This is a genomic window from Mesorhizobium sp. M1088, from assembly GCF_040318575.1.
Classification (GTDB): domain Bacteria; phylum Pseudomonadota; class Alphaproteobacteria; order Rhizobiales; family Rhizobiaceae; genus Mesorhizobium.
In genome coordinates this window covers 1-14,822 of sequence record NZ_JAMYMO010000027.1, presented here as the reverse complement: position 1 = coordinate 14,822, position 14,822 = coordinate 1, and the positions used below count along the sequence as shown (strand labels likewise).

Genomic DNA, 14,822 nt, shown 5'->3' with positions numbered 1-14,822 from the left:
TCGCTGATATCGCGACCGAGGCGGGGAGGCCGAGCTCTCCTAATTCGGCAGCGGCTTGATCAGCTCGTAGCCGACCACGCTTTCGGCACTGGTGCCCTCGTCATAGCGCCTGGCCACAACTGCCTGCAGGTCGGGTGCGTAAAGCGCGATGAATTCGTCCCGCGTCTCGCCGGCCTCGCTCCTGATCGTCTGCTTGACTGCGAGCACGGAGTATTTGCAATCACCCAGGCTGAACGTCTCCTTGCCCTTGACGTTGATCTCCAGCGTCTCGGTGCCCTTCGGCGGCTTGTTCGGTGCGAGACGGGCAAATACGATCTTGCTCTTGGCACCCGCCTTCAGCGGGAACACCTTCCTGAGATCGGAAAACGGGATCATCGCCAGCTGCCCCGTGCTGCTGTCGCGAAACACTTCGATCAGCCCGCCGAACAGGTACTGCGACTGCGGCGATTGCGACTGGTATTTGTTGGCAACCGCCACCATTCCGCCCGCCGCCGGACGAAATTCGCTGTGGATGCCGGGCCTTTCGAGAATGAAGCCGGCCTTGGCCGATTTGGCGTCGATGCACCCGGCGCCATGCGCTGCGCTCGTCACCGCCAGAATCGCCATTGTCATGCCGATGGATGTAGCTTTCATGGCGTCCTCCTTTGCCCGCGCAAGTTGAATGCCGAAAGCAATGCCAGACCTGGGAGAACGTGTCGACATACTTTGCGAGCAACTGGACTGCCGGTCCGCGTCGTGCTGAATTTTAGCGCATGATGTATCGCATTCCCGCCCGGCCGGTTTCCCGGCGCAGGTTCCTGATGCAGGCAGCGGGCCTTGCCGCGGCCGGCGCCGTTTCGCACCCGGCCTTCGGCCAGACCGGCCAGCGCATCCCGCCGATCGACGCCACTTTTCTGTTCATCGCCGATGTCCATGCCTGCCGCATGGCAAACGGATTGAGCCCGCATTGCGAGCAGGAGGGCAAGACAGACGCTGCCTTGCTGCGCAATGTCGCCGCACTCAACGGCGTCGGCGACAGGCAATGGCCGGCTGAAATCGATGGCGTTGCCACCGGCCTGCGCTCGACGGGCAACATCGGCACGCCGCTCGGCCTCGTCGTTGGCGGCGACATCACCGATGATGGCGGCGGCCAGATCACCCAGCCCAGCGAGGGCACGCAACTGCTTCAGTTCAGCCAGCGCTACCAGCAAGGCGTCGGCCCTGACCGCGTGCACATGCCGGTCTATGTCGGCCTCGGCAACCACGACCTCGACCAGAACGGCCCGCGCTCGCATGTCGACTGGTACCGCCGCGAAATGCGCGACTACGTCGAGATCAACCACCGCCCCGGCGTGTTCTTCAAGCCGCCTGCGCCGGCGACCGACTACGATGTCGGGACCGATTGCTATTCATGGGATTGGGGCGGCCTGCATCTTGTCCAGACGCACCGTTTCGCCGGCGATACCGGCCATGGCGCCACCAGCAGCCTGCCATGGCTGAAGCAGGACCTGGCCACCTATGCCGGCGACGGCCGCCCGGTCATCCTGTTCCAGCATTATGGCTGGGATACTTTTTCGATCGAAAGATGGGACGCCGCCGAGAAAACCTTCGACGACGGCGGCAAGGGTCCGCCGCACTGGTGGAGCGAAGCCGACAGGCAGGCGCTGCTGGCTGTGCTGAAGGGTTACAACGTCGTCGGCATCTTCCATGGCCACCAGCACGCGACGCCGATGATCTACCACCGTGACGAGGTCGACTTGTTCAAGCCGAAGGCCGCCTTCATGGGCGGCTTTGCGTTGGCGCGGGTGACGGGAAACAGCATGGATGTGGTGCTGGGCGAAGCCGCCGGAGATCATGGCGAGGTCACCTTCACCAATGCATACAGCAAAAGCCTGACTTTCTGACGGGCAGGAGAGGGCCAAAAAAGGCGGCCGAGCCGCCTTTTCCTCGTTTGCGAAGGGCCACCCTCAAAGCGCCTTCTTCACCTTGTCCTTCACGTCGCCGTAAGCCTTCTGCATCTTGCCGGTCGCCTTGTCGACGTCGCCTTCGGTCTCGGTGCGCCTGTTGCCGGTGGCCTTGCCGGCGGTCTGCTTGACCGAGCCCTTGGCTTGCTTGGCAACGCCGGCAACCTGATCCTTGTTCACCATCTCGCATCTCCTGAACCGTTCGCCTGGAGAAACGGTCGCGGATCGCTTAGGTTCCGGGTTCTGCCCGTCGATTGGGATAGCTTCCGGCCGCGAAGCCGACAGGATAGGGTGCACCAGAACGCCCGAACAGACAGGGCCGGAGGAACAATGGCTGAATTCACGCTCTTCATCGGCAACAAGTGTTTTTCGTCGTGGTCACTGAGGCCATGGCTGGCGATGAAGCACCTGGAGATCCCGTTCGAGGAGGGTTTTGTGCGCCTGCGCACGCCCGAGACCGCGGCCAATCTGGCCAGGATATCGCCGACCGGCCAGGTGCCGGTGCTGAACCATCGGCTGCCGAATGGCGAGGTCCGGATCGTCTGGGAAACCCTTGCCATCCTTGAATATCTCGCCGAGCTGTTTCCCGGGAAAGAGCTTTGGCCGGCCGACATCGGCGCCCGCGCGCTGGCCCGCTCGGCGGCGACAGAGATGCATTCCGGCTTTCGCGAGGTCCGCTATGGCTGGCCGATGAATTTGCGCCGGCCGAAAGGCTACAAGCCGCTCGACGCCGAAGGTGAGACGCAACGGGCGCGCATCGAAGGGCTATGGCGCGAATGCCGCGAAAAACACGGCAAAGTCGGCCCGTTCCTGTTTGGCCGTTTCACCGCGGCCGACGCCATGTACGCGCCGGTCGTCACCCGCTTCGACACCTATGGCGGCACGCTGGCGCCCGACACCCGCGCCTATGTCGACGCCGTGCTTTCAATACCGGCGATGCGCCACTGGTATGCCGAGGCGGCGAAAGAGCCTTGGCCGGAGCCCGGTCCCGACGAATAGAGCCGAGCAACCGAGGAGCCGGTCTTCCGCTTTGCGGCCCACGGCCTATCTGAAGCTCGGGCAGGGGCCTTGGAGACTTCACAATGACTTCTGTTTCTTCCGCACTGGCCGGCAAGGTCGCACTCGTCACCGGCGCCTCCTCGGGCATCGGCGAGGCAACCGCTGCGGCGCTCGCAGCCGCCGGGGCCAAGGTGGCGATTGCCGCACGTCGCGCCGATCGTCTCGAAGCGCTGGCCGCACGTATCGAAAAGGCCGGCGGCACGGCGCTCCGCATCGAGGCCGACGTCACCAGCAACGACGATGTCACCGCCATGGTCGACAAGGTTGTCACCGAATGGGGCCGCCTCGACATCCTCGTCAACAATGCCGGGGTGATGCTTCTGTCGCCGGCCGCCGAGGCGTTGCTCGACGACTGGCGCCGCATGATCGAGCTCAACCTGCTGGCGCTGATGGGCGTCACCAAGGCGGCGCTGCCGCATCTCAGGGCCGCCAAGGGTCACATCGTCAATGTCTCGTCGATCGCCGGCCGCGTCGCCAATCCCGGCGCCAGCGGCTATGCCGCAACCAAGTTCGGCGTCGTTGGCTTTTCCGAATCGCTGCGCCGCGAAGTCTATGCCGATAAGGTTCGCGTCACCGTCATCGAGCCTGGCCTTGTGCGCACCGAACTCGGCGACCATGTCACCAACCCGGCGGCGAAGGCCGGGCTCGACCAGCGGCTCGCCGCCATGGAGGCGCTGACCGCCGAGGACATCGCCGCGGCCATTCTCTACGCCGTGGGCCAGCCGGCACACGTCAACGTCAACGAGATCGTCATCCGCCCGACCGACCAGGAACGGTGAACGGCGTCAGATATTTTCGCTACGCCTCAAATCCCGCCCGCAGGAAATCGCCACACTCCTCGACCAGCCGCGACGGGTCCCTCGCGAGGTAGACGCCGAAATCCGCCATCGGCGCCGGCGGCAGGTTGAAGCGTCCGTTGAGGCTTTGGCAGTCGGGCGGTAGTCCTTCCTGCAGCAGAAGGCCGATGCCAAGCCCGGCCCTCAGCGCCGAGATCAGCGTCGCGAAAGTCGACACGCGGCAGCCGATCTTCCAGCCGATCCCGGCCTCGGCGAGCGAGGCCAGCATTCTGTCCTGCCAGGAGCAGGCGCCTTCGAAGATGATCAGCGGAAGCTCGACCTCGTCATCGATCTCGATCATGCGGCTTGCCGCCCAGACCAACTGTCGTGACAGATGGCCTCGCGGCGCCTTTGTGAAGCGCGCCGGATCGGCCATGACGATGTCGCATTTTCCTTCGCCCAGCGACTTGCTGAGATCGCTGCTGCTGGCTGATGTCAGCTCGATCTCCACGGAAGGGTGCCGGCGGCGGAATTCGGCAATGATCAACGGCAGCCGCGTCACCGCCAAATCCTCGACGATGCCCAGCCGGACACGGCCGACCAGCCTGCGGCCTTCTATTTCGCGCCTGGCATCGTCGCCGATCGCGATGGCCTTGCGGGCGAAGGCGAGCAGGATCTCGCCGGCCTCGGTCAGCGTCACGCCGCGCGGCGAACGGCGCAGCAGCTCGGCGCCGACTGCACCCTCGAGGCGCTGAAGCTGCATGCTCACCGCCGCCTGGGTGCGGGCAAGCCGATCGGCGGCCCGGCTCACCGTTCCCGTGTCGGCCACGGTGACGAAGGCGCGCAGCAGCCTGACGTCGATATCACCAGTCATAAGAATTCCTGATAGCTGTGTCAGCACTATCAGGCTACCCGAAAGCCCGATCTGAATTCAAGGTCCGCTCGCACCAACGAAAACAGGAGCAGCCACCTTGTCCTACAGACAAAGATTTGAGGAGTTCGGTGTCGCCTGGCCGTCGCTCGATCGGCCCGCTTTGCCGTTCTCGCCGACGGTTCGGGTCGCAGACATCGTCTATGTCTCCGGTCAGATCCCCGAGATCGGGCAGGAGATCGCTGCGATCGGCCAGGTCGGCGCAGAGATCGATCTGGCCGCGGCGCGGAACGCCGCCCGGCTCTGCGCGGCCAACATCGTCTATTGGCTGGACAAGGACTTGGACGGCAATCTCGACCGCGTCGTGAGATTCGCCAAGCTGACCGTCTATGTGAACGCGGCGGCCGGCTTTGCGGCCTATTCGGAGGTCGGCAACGGAGCATCCGAATTTCTGCTCCATGTTTTCGGCGAGCGTGGCGAGCACGCCCGCTGCTCGCTCGGCATGGCCGGCTTGCCGGCCAATGTTCCGGTCGAAGCCGACGCCATTGTGCATGTTCGCTGATGCACGCCCAAAGCATGGCCTCGGGCCTGATCCCGAGGCTGCGCAGTGAAACCAGAGGAGACTTGGCTTGATTAGCGCAAATCTTGAGGGGCGGAAGGCGCTTGTTCTCGGCGGAGGCAAGGGCCTCGGTTTCGGCGTTGCCGAAGCGCTCGCGGCGAAAGGCGCCGAGATCATCCTGGTCGGACGCGGGAAGGAGACCCTGGATGCGGCGCGGTGCGCGATCGAGTCCGCCAGCCCCGTCTGCTCGACCTTCAGCGCCGATCTTTCCGACAACGACAGCGTCTCCCGGCTGATCCGTGCCATCGAGGACGAGCATCAGCGGATCGACATCGTCCTGCTCAATGGCGGCGGCCCGCCGCCCTTCGCGGCCAGCGTCTTCGATGCGAGTGTCTGGGAGAAGCAGTTCACCAGCATGGTGCTGAGCCAGATGCGCATCGCCATTTCTTTCCTGCCAGGCATGCGGGCGCGGCGCTGGGGGCGCATCATCGCCGTTTCCTCCACGTCCGTCCGCGAGCCGATCCCCGGCCTCACCGCTTCGAATGCGTTGCGCGCGTCGCTTGCCGGCTGGGCCAAGACCCTGGCCGGCGAAGTGGCGGCGGACGGCGTCACCGTCAACCTGTTGCTGCCTGGCCGTTTTGCGACGGACCGGACGAAGCGGTTCGACGCGATGGACGCCGCCGACAGGGGTGTGGACGCTGCTGTGATCGCCGCCGAGAGTCAGGCCGAAATCCCGGCAAAGCGCTACGGGACCCCCGCCGAATTCGGCGCGGTTGCCGCGTTCCTGGCCAGCGACGACGCCGCCTATATCACCGGCGTGGCTTTGCCGGTGGATGGCGGGCTCAGCCGGGCCATGCTGTGAGGGGCAGGGTGCAGCGGCGCGAATGGTCGCATCACAGGAACGCCCCTCGTGCCTTTTATCTGCGCGGGGGGCGTCCTGTTTGTCGTCCGCCTTTTCTCAAGATCGCTCTTTCGAGAACGGCTTTCGACACCGAAAAAAATGCCCCGGCGCCAAAATGGTTCCCGGCTGATTGGTTTTTTCGGCGGGCAATAGCCCGGCTTTCGCCGTCCGATGTGCTGGCGCGGGCCGCCGCCGCGCGTCTCCGCGAGTGTGGCAAATCAAAAAAAATTGACACAACGCGCAAAGAAGTCTATAAGAATTTTGTCGATATTTGTTTGACCGACTTTTGTTATCCGCGTGCCTAGGCGCGCCTTTGGCGAACTTCCCCCATCAAAGTCGAGACAAACGTTGTTGTGCATCCGCATGACGGCGAACGAATATTTGCCATGGAAAGGGTTCGTTATGAGCACAGGCACAGTTAAATGGTTCAACGCCACCAAGGGTTTTGGTTTTATTCAGCCTGACGACGGTTCTGCCGACGTTTTCGTCCACATCTCAGCCGTCGAGCGCGCCGGAATGCGCGACATCGTCGAGGGCCAGAAGCTTGGCTACGAGATGGTCCGCGACAACAAGTCGGGCAAGATGTCCGCCGACCAGTTGAAGGCGGCCTAAAACGGAATTCAGCCTCACCGGTGACCACGGATGTACTGGCACCGGTGAATGGCAAATTCCAGCGCACGATCGCGGGGATGTTAAGTCCCGCTCATGCGCATGAGAAGAACGTTTCTTTGCGCGTCTCTCGGGATGCGCAGGCGCTCTTATGGAAGGTCAGGCGGTGCCTGGCCTTTTTCATTTTTGCGCTTCGACCGCCGAAAGAGCGCTGCTCGACGGCCCGGACGTGCTAAGGACGTTCCAGCAATTTGAAACCGGCTGCCGTATTGCTTTGTGCGGGATCCTGGCCGAAAGACCAGTCTCGCCACTTTTCGGCGGCGTGCTCCGACCCGGGAGAAAGACCTTGACCGCAACTTCAAAAAAACCCCGCGACCAGGCCGAATCCATTTTCAGCAAGACGCGGACCCAGTCGATGTCGCTCGACCGCATCAATTCCGAACGGGATGCCGTCAGCCAGGCCCGCGAAGCCAAGACCGCGCGGCTGCGCGAATTGCGCCTGGAGAAGGAAGCCGACGACATGGCGGCGGCGGTTGCGCTCGCGGCCTCGCCGAAACGCGCAGGCAAACGCTGATGGCCACCAAACGCGTGCCTCAAAAGGCGATCGCCGCCGATTCGACCATCGCCGATGTCGTGGGTGAACTAGACAAGCCGGTCGAATATGTCCGGCGCGTGCTCGAAAAGCTTGAGCGCTGCCGGCGTGTCCACGGCGATGCTCAGGTGCGGCTCGGCGTGCGCGGCCGCGCCGAATGCCCCAATTATCTGATCGAATATGTCCGGGAAAACGCCAAGACGCACGAGCGCGTGACCTATCCGGATGCTGCCTACAGCGGCAGCACGCATCGCGAACTGGCGCCCCGGCACATCGAGGAAGCCAGGAACTGGTCGCCCGAAGAAATGAACATCACGGCCGTTTCGGCGCTCATCGGCCGCCTTCGCAATCCGAATGCGCCATCATCGCGTTTCTCTGACGAGGATTGATATGGCAATCAAGTTTTCCGCCAAGGGCCAGCCGGCAGCGCCTGCTGCCGCCGTGAAGCCGGCCAAGCCGGCGGCCGCGCCAAAAACCGGCGAAGCCGCCGAGGCGGGCACCGATCTGTTCAGGTCGCCGGCGGAAGCACCGCCGCGCAAGCCCAAGAAGAAATAGCGTCCTTGCAGCAAAATGCCGGCCGGAAATCTGCGCCAAGGCTGCTTGCCCTGGCGGTCGCAGAGGAGTTTACGTCGCCACGAGAGGGCGCCGGTCCGGTTGCCTTCGATTGCCAGACCTGTGGCGCCTGCTGCGCCTACTCGTCCAGATGGCCGCGCTTCTCCACCGAGGATGACGCGCAGCTCGACCTTATCCCGCAAAAATACGTGGCTGCCGACGAAGCCGGTATGCGCTGCGACGGCGCGCGCTGTTCGGCACTGTGCGGCGAGGTCGGCAAGTCAACGGCCTGCGGCATCTACGACATCCGCCCCGACGTCTGCCGCGCCTGCATGCCGGGCGATGACGACTGCCTGATCGCGCGTCGGGCTCACGGTCTGCCGACGCTTGAATGACGGCCCTCGGGCTGGCGTCCCAGTTTGAATTTCGTCAATCAGATGCGCGAAAGTCGCTGCGGTAGAGGCCGGGCGATCGTCCGGTCAATCGTTTGAATGCCTGCGAGAACGACGGCACCGATTCATATCCGACGGCGCGCCCGATCTCGCCGATGTTCTGGTTCGTTTCCCGCAGCGCCCTGGCGGCAAGGTTCATCCGCCACCGGGTCACATAGGATAGCGGCGGCTGTCCTACCAGTTGAGCGAAGCGACGCGCGAAGGTGGCTCGAGACTGTGCCGCGCCGCTGGCAAGGGAAGCGATGGTCCAGGGATTGCCCGGCCGCTCGTGGATCAGGCGCAAAGCCTGCGCAATGCCTTTGTCGCGCAAGGCGCCAAACCATCCCCCTGTTCCGAGTGGCTGATGTTCGATCCAGGCACGCAACAAGAAGATCAACGTGCTGTCGAGAAGGCGTGGGGCGACAATGTCGTGGCCGCCGAGATCGCCTTTCGCTTCGACCTGCAGAAGTTCCAGGGCAAGCCGCAGCGGCTCGCTGGTGCCAATCTGATTTCGGGTCAAACGGATCAGCGGAGGAAGCAGCGAAACCATCGGGTATGGCCCGACGCCGTCGAGTGAATATCTCGCACAAAGAAGAGTTGTCGCGACGCTTTCGCTTTTCGGTCCCGCTTCGCTCCGATTCGCGGAAAAGACGGCGGATATCGATGCCGTCGGTGCATCCGCCGGATTGCAAAGGGTATGCCCGATACCGCTCGCGACAAGGATGACATCTCCCTCGCCTAAGCGGATCGGCTCCCTTTCACCGGCTAACCGCAGCCAGCATTCGCCGTTCTGGATGACGTGGATGGCGGCATTCCTTGTCGGATCCACCGAAATACCCCAGGGCCGATGCAGGGTCGCGCTGCCGATCATGGCGCTGCCAAATCTCAGCGAAGCAAGAACTTCGGACAAGGCATCCATGAGAACCATCCTCGGCCGATAACCAGATTGACGATATTAGACGATTGGATAAGAATCTAGACGAATAGCGTATCGACCGTCTCACAAGCGTGGCTGATCATGTTGGCAATATCGGCCTGCGGACGCTCCCGTCCACACCGGGCAGAAGCAGGCACCTGAAGGAGCAAAAACATGCGTGACGAACCATCAAATCCAGTTCCAGCCAAGATCCATAATTCGCTCGAGACCAACAAGACGATCGTCCTGGACTTCATCGACAAAGCGGTAAACCAGGGCAACATCGAAGCTGCTTCGATGCATTTTGGCGAACGCTACATCCAACACAATCCGAACATTGCGGATGGTGCGGACGGCTTCAAAGCCTATCTGCAGCAGCTCAAACAGTCATTTCCCCTCGTAAGGGGAGAGGTGAAGCGGATTTTTGCAGAAGGGGATTTCGTCATCGTGCACATGCACGCAAAACGCGAACCGGAGGAGGAGGGCCTGGCCATTGTCGACATTTTCAGGCTGAAGGACAGCAAGCTGGTCGAACACTGGGAAGTTCGGCAGCCTATTGCCGATAGCAAGCTGCACGCCAACAGCATGATCTGAATGCGCATAGGCTCTCAGGTTGGCTTGTGCCCGCACGTTTCGCTGATTACGCTGCCGGCGGCAGGGCCAGCACCGGGAGACCATCCGTGAGCATCGAATTTCTATTGACGTCGCTGATTGTCGTGGCTTCGCCCGGTACCGGCGTTCTCTATACGCTGAGCGCCGGGCTCTCGCGTGGTGCGCGCGCCAGCATCATTGCCGCTTTCGGCTGCACGCTCGGCATCATTCCGCACATGGCGGCCGCCATCACCGGCCTCGCGGCGCTGCTGCACACCAGTGCCGTCACCTTCGAGACGCTGAAATATCTCGGCGTCGCCTACCTGCTCTACATGGCCTGGAACACGCTGAAGGAGAAGGGTGGCCTGAGCGTCGAAGAAAATGTTGCGCCGCGCTCGGCCGGCAAAGTGATCACTTCGGGCATCCTCATCAACATCCTCAACCCAAAACTGTCGATCTTCTTCTTTGCCTTCCTGCCGCAATTCGTCAGCACCACCGAACCGCATGCGCTGTCGAAGATGCTGGAACTCAGCAGCATCTTCATGCTGCTCACCTTCGTGGTCTTTGTCGGCTACGGCGTTTTCGCGGCGTCAATCCGCAGCCATGTCGTGTCGCGGCCAAAGGTGCTGACCTGGATGCGCCGTACCTTCGCCGGAGCCTTTGTCATGCTCGGCGCCAAACTGGCGCTGGCGGACCGGTAGACAGGAAGGTCGCGGGCAGCGCAAATCTATCCCTTCACATAGCCCATGGCCTCGACAATCTGCCCGTCCGCCACGCGCATCAGGTTGACGCCGCGCAGCGAATTGCCGTCGCCCATCCAGTAGCGCCAGCGGATCGTCGCCCGATCGCCGGCGACGAAAGTTTCTTCAATGTCGAAGCGCGTGCCGGGTCCGGTTGCGATCGCCGACCACAGTTCGACGCAGGCGCCCTTGCCGATGCGGCGGGCGCCGTCCGGGGCCGGCGTGGTGTTTTCGATCACGCAATCTTCCGCCACCAGATCGTCGAGCGCCGACGGGTCGTGGCGCTGGAAGACGTCGTTGTAGCGCCGCATGATCTCGGCCGTTTCGGCGGAGCGTTTGGCGGCGGCGATGTCGATGACGAGTTCCTGTGTCATTGGATATTCCTTCCCTTCAGTGATCGGTAGCGGTTTCGATGAGGCGGGCCTTGAGCGTGATCACTGCGACGCCGGCCAGCGCCCGCGACACGAGGCAGCTCTCCTTGGCCGTCTGCGCCAGCCGCTCGAACTCCCCCGCCGCCAACCCGGCGACGCTTGCCTCGGTCTCCAGCTCGATGCGGGTCAGCGTCGGTCCGGCCGCGGTGGCGCCGAGATGCGCTTTGGCGATCGTGTGGATGCGTGCGGGAGTGTAACCTTCGCGGCCGAGGACGGTGCTCAGCGCCATCGAGAAGCAGCCGGCATGCGCCGCCCCAATCAATTCCTCGGGGTTGGTGCCGGGACCGTTCTCGAAACGCGACGGGAACGAGTAGGCGCCTTCGAAGACGCCGCTGCCGAGCTTCAGCCGGCCCGAACCTTCCTTCAACGATCCCTGCCATTGGGCCTTTGCTTCACGAATGGTCATTGTGTCTCTCCTTTGATTTGAGGGTCGATCAGATTTTGGGGCGGACCAGTCAGGCGCTGTCGACGACCACTTTCCCGAAGACGTCGCCTTGCTGGAAATAGCGATAGGCGTCGTTGGCCTCGTCGAAGGCGAACACCTTGTCGATGACAGGCCTGAGGCGATGCACCGAGATGGCGCGCAGCATGGCTTCGAGGTTGGTGCGATTGCCGACGAACAGGCGGCTGATGGTGGCGAGGCTGCGCTGGTAGACCGGGCCGGGGATCTGCACCGTCCCGCCTTTCGCATCCTGTATGGTGAGAAGCACGATGCGCCCGTAAAGCGCGCAGGCGATCATCGATTGCGCGAAGGTCGGCGGGCCGCCGGTCTCGACGACGAGGTCGATGCCGCCGATCTGCTCGCGCACCGCAGCACCCCATTCCGGCATGTCGGCGGTCGAGACGACGAGGTCGGCGCCCAGCGCCCGCAGCCGGTCCAGCTTCTCGTTGCGCGAGCTGACTGCCACGACACGGCAGCCGAGCAGCTTGGCGAATTGCAGCGCAAATAGCGCGACGCCACCTGAACCGATGACAAGAACCCATTGGCCGGGCTTCGGCATTTCGGCCGCCGTCACGGCATTCCAGGCGGTCAGGCCGGCGCAGGTTAGTGTCGCCGCTTGATGCCAGTCGAGATGATCGGGAAGCCGCACCGCCCATTGCTCGTCGAGCACGGCGTATTCGGCCAGCATCCCGTCCAGCGTGCAGCCAAGCTGGTCGATCAGACCGGCATTGATGCGGCCATCGATCCAGCGCGCAAAATAACTGCCGGTGACGCGGTCGCCGACCGCAAAGCGGGTGACGGCCTCGCCGACCGCAACAACTTCGCCGGCACCATCGCTCAGCGGAACGACCCCTTGGCGCGGCGCCAGTGGATAGCTGCCGTTGAGGATCATCGTGTCGCGGCGGTTGAGCGAAGCGGCGCGGACACGCACGACGATCTCGTGCGGCTTCGGCGTCGGCTGCGCCTCGTCGCGCATCACCAGGCACTTGGTCCCGCAGGTTCCTTCAAGACGATAACTGCGCATTTGCCTCTCGATATGTAGACTGATCTACATATTATGTAGACCGATTGTCATATTCGAGGCAAGGCCTATAATGCTCACTCCTGACAGAGGTTGACATGGCGAACGACACCCGTACCCGCATACTCGAGACCACGGGGCGCCTGCTTCGGCAGCGCGGCTATCACGGCACTTCGCTCAACGACATATTGAGCGCCTCAGGCGCGCCGAGAGGCTCGCTCTATTTTCATTTTCCGGGCGGCAAGGACCAGCTGGTCATCGAGGTGACGCGCGACAGCGTCGAGGACGTCTCGAAAAGGCTGGGCGAGGCCCTTGCGGCCGAAAAGGACCCGGCGGTGGCCGTCCACCACATCTACCAGTCGGTCGCGCGCATGCTGGAAGACAATCAGTTCACGCTCGGTTGCCCGATCGCGCCCGTGGTCTTGGACTCGCCGATCGACATGCCGGAACTGGCCGAATTGTGCCGGTCCGCCTTCGAGCAATGGATAGGCTTGCTCAGGGCGGCCTTCGTCAGGGCAGGGGTGCCCGAGCGACGCGCGCACGCGCTGGCATTGCTGGTCGAATCATCGCTTGAAGGACTGATGGTGATCGCACGCGCCACCCACGACCGCGCCCCGGTGCTGGCGGTAGCCGATGAGGTCGCGGCGCTGATTGAGGGGGCATTGCCGGCCAAGAGCGCCGCTGCCGCGGTGCATTGACGTTTATGCCTTCATCGCATCGAAGGCGGCGCGGCGTTCCGCCAAAAGGGCCAAGGCTGCAGCTCGACGATTCATGTTCTGCGCCGCCGCGACGCCTGGAAGCAACGGCATGGTAGCCGAACAGACGCGTCCTGCGGGATACGCGCCTGCTTACTTGGGATCGGACGGCCTCTCAATTTCCGCCACATAAACGAAAAAGGGCGGCATCGCTGCCGCCCTTTCCGTAAGCTTGCGAGATTGGCTGGATTAGAAGTCCATGCCGCCCATGCCGCCCATGCCGCCGCCGCCCATGCCGCCAGGCATGCCGCCGCCAGCCGACTCCTTCTTCGGAGCCTCCGCGATCATGGCTTCGGTGGTGACCAGCAGGCCGGCGACCGAGGCCGCGTCCTGCAGGGCTGTGCGCACAACCTTGACCGGATCGACGATACCCATGGCGATCATGTCGCCATATTCGCCGGTCTGGGCGTTGTAACCGAAGGTCGCGCCCTTGTTCTCAAGGATCTTGCCGGCAACGATCGATGCTTCCGCACCGGCGTTGGCCGCGATCTGACGGGCCGGAGCCTGCAGCGCGCGACGCACGATGCTGATGCCCGCGGTCTGGTCGGAGTTGGCGCCGGTTGCCTTGATGCTCAGCGAAGCGCGCAGCAGTGCGACGCCGCCGCCGGGAACGATGCCTTCTTCGACGGCCGCGCGGGTCGCGTTGAGGGCGTCATCGACGCGGTCCTTCTTTTCCTTGACTTCCACTTCGGTCGCACCGCCGACGCGGATGACGGCAACGCCGCCCGCCAGCTTGGCGAGACGTTCCTGCAGCTTCTCCTTGTCGTAGTCCGAGGTGGTCTCCTCGATCTGCTGCTTGATCTGGGCGACGCGGCCCTGGATCTCGGCCTTCTTGCCGGCGCCGTCGACGATGGTGGTGTTCTCCTTGGAGATCGACACCTTCTTGGCGCGGCCGAGCATGTTGAGGCCGACATTCTCGAGCTTGATGCCGAGGTCTTCGGAAATGACCTGGCCACCGGTGAGGATGGCGATGTCTTCCAGCATGGCCTTGCGGCGATCACCGAAGCCCGGCGCCTTGACGGCAGCGATCTTCAGGCCGCCACGCAGCTTGTTGACGACCAGCGTGGCCAGGGCCTCGCCTTCGACGTCCTCGGAGATGATGACCAGCGGCTTCGAAGTCTGCACGACAGCCTCGAGGATCGGCAGCATGGCTTGCAGGTTGGAGAGCTTCTTCTCGTGGAGCAGGATGTAGGCGTCTTCCAGATCCGCAACCATCTTTTCGGCGTTGGTGACGAAGTAGGGCGAGAGATAGCCGCGGTCGAACTGCATGCCTTCGACGACTTCGAGCTCGGTCTCGGCGGTCTTGGCTTCCTCGACCGTGATGACGCCCTCATTGCCGACCTTCTGCATCGCTTCCGCGATCATCGAGCCGACCGAAACGTCGCCATTGCCGGCGATGGTGCCGACCTGGGCAACCTCTTCCGAGGTCTTGATCTTCTTGGCGTTCTTGATCAGCGTTGCGACGACGTCGGCGACGGCGAGGTCGATGCCGCGCTTGAGGTCCATCGGGTTCATGCCGGCGGCAACCGCCTTGTGGCCTTCCTGGACGATCGACTGTGCCAGAACGGTCGCGGTGGTGGTGCCGTCGCCGGCGATGTCGTTGGTCTTCGAAGCAACTTCGCGGACCATCTGC

22 protein-coding genes and 1 pseudogene are annotated in these 14,822 nt (G+C 63.3%); 14 read left to right on the top strand and 9 right to left on the bottom strand.

Annotated features, from left to right (window positions below):
- Positions 1–39: 39 nt before the first annotated feature.
- On the bottom strand, positions 40–633 hold the full coding sequence (locus NKH49_RS24255) for a hypothetical protein (protein WP_352452760.1): 594 nt from the start codon (positions 631–633) through the stop codon (positions 40–42).
- Positions 634–755: 122 nt separating this feature from the next.
- Here NKH49_RS24255 and NKH49_RS24250 point away from each other — a divergent pair, with 122 nt between their 5' ends.
- Positions 756–1,883 carry a metallophosphoesterase gene (locus NKH49_RS24250; RefSeq protein ID WP_502907929.1) on the top strand — a complete coding sequence of 376 codons (1,128 nt, stop codon included), beginning with the start codon at positions 756–758 and terminating at the stop codon, positions 1,881–1,883.
- A gap of 63 nt (positions 1,884–1,946) precedes the next feature.
- Here NKH49_RS24250 and NKH49_RS24245 read toward each other — a convergent pair whose 3' ends face one another.
- Positions 1,947–2,126, bottom strand: a complete 180-nt coding sequence (locus NKH49_RS24245; protein ID WP_352928261.1) for a CsbD family protein — start codon at positions 2,124–2,126, stop codon at positions 1,947–1,949.
- Between the two features lie 147 nt (positions 2,127–2,273).
- Between NKH49_RS24245 and NKH49_RS24240 the strand changes: the two genes are divergently transcribed.
- Entirely contained in the window at positions 2,274–2,942 is a 669-nt protein-coding gene (locus tag NKH49_RS24240; protein WP_352743453.1) for a glutathione S-transferase family protein, read from the top strand.
- A gap of 83 nt (positions 2,943–3,025) precedes the next feature.
- Entirely contained in the window at positions 3,026–3,781 is a 756-nt protein-coding gene (locus NKH49_RS24235) for an SDR family NAD(P)-dependent oxidoreductase (protein ID WP_352928259.1), read from the top strand.
- Between the two features lie 19 nt (positions 3,782–3,800).
- Here NKH49_RS24235 and NKH49_RS24230 read toward each other — a convergent pair whose 3' ends face one another.
- Entirely contained in the window at positions 3,801–4,652 is an 852-nt protein-coding gene (locus tag NKH49_RS24230) for a LysR family transcriptional regulator (protein WP_352928257.1), read from the bottom strand.
- A gap of 97 nt (positions 4,653–4,749) precedes the next feature.
- Between NKH49_RS24230 and NKH49_RS24225 the strand changes: the two genes are divergently transcribed.
- The 8 genes from NKH49_RS24225 (at position 4,750) to NKH49_RS24190 (ending at position 8,257) form a co-directional block, all read left to right on the top strand.
- Positions 4,750–5,211 carry a RidA family protein gene (locus NKH49_RS24225; protein ID WP_352928255.1) on the top strand — a complete coding sequence of 154 codons (462 nt, stop codon included), beginning with the start codon at positions 4,750–4,752 and terminating at the stop codon, positions 5,209–5,211.
- Positions 5,212–5,278: 67 nt separating this feature from the next.
- Positions 5,279–6,070, top strand: coding sequence for an SDR family oxidoreductase (locus NKH49_RS24220; RefSeq protein WP_352928253.1), 792 nt, complete (start codon positions 5,279–5,281; stop codon positions 6,068–6,070).
- A gap of 8 nt (positions 6,071–6,078) precedes the next feature.
- Entirely contained in the window at positions 6,079–6,414 is a 336-nt protein-coding gene (locus NKH49_RS24215) for a hypothetical protein (RefSeq protein WP_352928251.1), read from the top strand.
- Between the two features lie 97 nt (positions 6,415–6,511).
- Complete coding sequence (locus NKH49_RS24210) at positions 6,512–6,721, top strand: cold-shock protein (protein WP_010915421.1); 210 nt, start codon at positions 6,512–6,514, stop codon at positions 6,719–6,721.
- Positions 6,722–7,064: 343 nt separating this feature from the next.
- On the top strand, positions 7,065–7,292 hold the full coding sequence (locus tag NKH49_RS24205) for a hypothetical protein (protein ID WP_023677608.1): 228 nt from the start codon (positions 7,065–7,067) through the stop codon (positions 7,290–7,292).
- On the top strand, positions 7,292–7,699 hold the full coding sequence (locus tag NKH49_RS24200) for a hypothetical protein (RefSeq protein WP_352472663.1): 408 nt from the start codon (positions 7,292–7,294) through the stop codon (positions 7,697–7,699). The genes NKH49_RS24205 and NKH49_RS24200 overlap by 1 nt, the downstream gene beginning before the upstream one ends.
- A gap of 1 nt (position 7,700) precedes the next feature.
- Positions 7,701–7,865, top strand: a complete 165-nt coding sequence (locus tag NKH49_RS24195) for a hypothetical protein (protein WP_023722752.1) — start codon at positions 7,701–7,703, stop codon at positions 7,863–7,865.
- Between the two features lie 50 nt (positions 7,866–7,915).
- The gene (locus tag NKH49_RS24190) at positions 7,916–8,257 is read left to right on the top strand and encodes a YkgJ family cysteine cluster protein (protein ID WP_352928321.1); all 342 of its coding nucleotides are present in this window, start codon (positions 7,916–7,918) and stop codon (positions 8,255–8,257) included.
- A 34-nt stretch (positions 8,258–8,291) separates the two neighbouring features.
- Here the strand turns inward: NKH49_RS24190 and NKH49_RS24185 are convergent, their stop codons facing one another.
- Together NKH49_RS24185 and NKH49_RS24180 are read right to left on the bottom strand one after the other, a co-directional pair.
- Positions 8,292–8,624, bottom strand: coding sequence for a helix-turn-helix domain-containing protein (locus NKH49_RS24185; RefSeq protein ID WP_352874705.1), 333 nt, complete (start codon positions 8,622–8,624; stop codon positions 8,292–8,294).
- A gap of 96 nt (positions 8,625–8,720) precedes the next feature.
- A pseudogene (locus NKH49_RS24180) lies at positions 8,721–9,164 on the bottom strand (cupin domain-containing protein); the annotation flags it as partial.
- Between the two features lie 219 nt (positions 9,165–9,383).
- Between NKH49_RS24180 and NKH49_RS24175 the strand changes: the two are divergent.
- Together NKH49_RS24175 and NKH49_RS24170 are read left to right on the top strand one after the other, a co-directional pair.
- Positions 9,384–9,803 carry a nuclear transport factor 2 family protein gene (locus NKH49_RS24175; protein ID WP_352684920.1) on the top strand — a complete coding sequence of 140 codons (420 nt, stop codon included), beginning with the start codon at positions 9,384–9,386 and terminating at the stop codon, positions 9,801–9,803.
- 86 nt (positions 9,804–9,889) lie between these two features.
- On the top strand, positions 9,890–10,501 hold the full coding sequence (locus tag NKH49_RS24170; RefSeq protein ID WP_352928249.1) for a LysE family translocator: 612 nt from the start codon (positions 9,890–9,892) through the stop codon (positions 10,499–10,501).
- A gap of 26 nt (positions 10,502–10,527) precedes the next feature.
- On the opposite strand, the gene NKH49_RS24165 is transcribed toward NKH49_RS24170, so the two are convergent.
- Genes NKH49_RS24165 through NKH49_RS24155 form a run of 3 tightly spaced genes read right to left on the bottom strand, consistent with a single transcriptional unit; the run spans position 10,528 to position 12,437 of the window.
- Positions 10,528–10,914 (bottom strand): nuclear transport factor 2 family protein, encoded by a 387-nt coding sequence (locus NKH49_RS24165; RefSeq protein ID WP_352472667.1) that lies wholly within the window; start codon positions 10,912–10,914, stop codon positions 10,528–10,530.
- Positions 10,915–10,930: 16 nt separating this feature from the next.
- Positions 10,931–11,377 carry an OsmC family protein gene (locus NKH49_RS24160; protein WP_352831811.1) on the bottom strand — a complete coding sequence of 149 codons (447 nt, stop codon included), beginning with the start codon at positions 11,375–11,377 and terminating at the stop codon, positions 10,931–10,933.
- Positions 11,378–11,426: 49 nt separating this feature from the next.
- Positions 11,427–12,437, bottom strand: a complete 1,011-nt coding sequence (locus NKH49_RS24155; protein WP_352928247.1) for a zinc-dependent alcohol dehydrogenase family protein — start codon at positions 12,435–12,437, stop codon at positions 11,427–11,429.
- A gap of 95 nt (positions 12,438–12,532) precedes the next feature.
- Between NKH49_RS24155 and NKH49_RS24150 the strand changes: the two genes are divergently transcribed.
- Positions 12,533–13,132: a TetR/AcrR family transcriptional regulator gene (locus tag NKH49_RS24150; RefSeq protein WP_352928245.1), complete on the top strand. Its 600-nt coding sequence runs from the start codon at positions 12,533–12,535 to the stop codon at positions 13,130–13,132.
- Between the two features lie 246 nt (positions 13,133–13,378).
- On the opposite strand, the gene groL is transcribed toward NKH49_RS24150, so the two are convergent.
- The coding region (gene groL, locus NKH49_RS24145; protein ID WP_352928243.1) for a chaperonin GroEL at positions 13,379–14,822 on the bottom strand (1,444 nt) is incomplete at its 5' end.

Coding starts and splice junctions, on each gene's coding strand:
- NKH49_RS24255 (WP_352452760.1), bottom strand. CDS start 633: ATGAAAGCTACATCCATCGGCATGACAATGGCGATTCTGGCGGTGACG.
- NKH49_RS24250 (WP_502907929.1), top strand. CDS start 756: ATGTATCGCATTCCCGCCCGGCCGGTTTCCCGGCGCAGGTTCCTGATG.
- NKH49_RS24245 (WP_352928261.1), bottom strand. CDS start 2,126: ATGGTGAACAAGGATCAGGTTGCCGGCGTTGCCAAGCAAGCCAAGGGC.
- NKH49_RS24240 (WP_352743453.1), top strand. CDS start 2,274: ATGGCTGAATTCACGCTCTTCATCGGCAACAAGTGTTTTTCGTCGTGG.
- NKH49_RS24235 (WP_352928259.1), top strand. CDS start 3,026: ATGACTTCTGTTTCTTCCGCACTGGCCGGCAAGGTCGCACTCGTCACC.
- NKH49_RS24230 (WP_352928257.1), bottom strand. CDS start 4,652: ATGACTGGTGATATCGACGTCAGGCTGCTGCGCGCCTTCGTCACCGTG.
- NKH49_RS24210 (WP_010915421.1), top strand. CDS start 6,512: ATGAGCACAGGCACAGTTAAATGGTTCAACGCCACCAAGGGTTTTGGT.
- NKH49_RS24200 (WP_352472663.1), top strand. CDS start 7,292: ATGGCCACCAAACGCGTGCCTCAAAAGGCGATCGCCGCCGATTCGACC.
- NKH49_RS24195 (WP_023722752.1), top strand. CDS start 7,701: ATGGCAATCAAGTTTTCCGCCAAGGGCCAGCCGGCAGCGCCTGCTGCC.
- NKH49_RS24175 (WP_352684920.1), top strand. CDS start 9,384: ATGCGTGACGAACCATCAAATCCAGTTCCAGCCAAGATCCATAATTCG.
- NKH49_RS24165 (WP_352472667.1), bottom strand. CDS start 10,914: ATGACACAGGAACTCGTCATCGACATCGCCGCCGCCAAACGCTCCGCC.
- NKH49_RS24160 (WP_352831811.1), bottom strand. CDS start 11,377: ATGACCATTCGTGAAGCAAAGGCCCAATGGCAGGGATCGTTGAAGGAA.
- NKH49_RS24155 (WP_352928247.1), bottom strand. CDS start 12,437: ATGCGCAGTTATCGTCTTGAAGGAACCTGCGGGACCAAGTGCCTGGTG.
- NKH49_RS24150 (WP_352928245.1), top strand. CDS start 12,533: ATGGCGAACGACACCCGTACCCGCATACTCGAGACCACGGGGCGCCTG.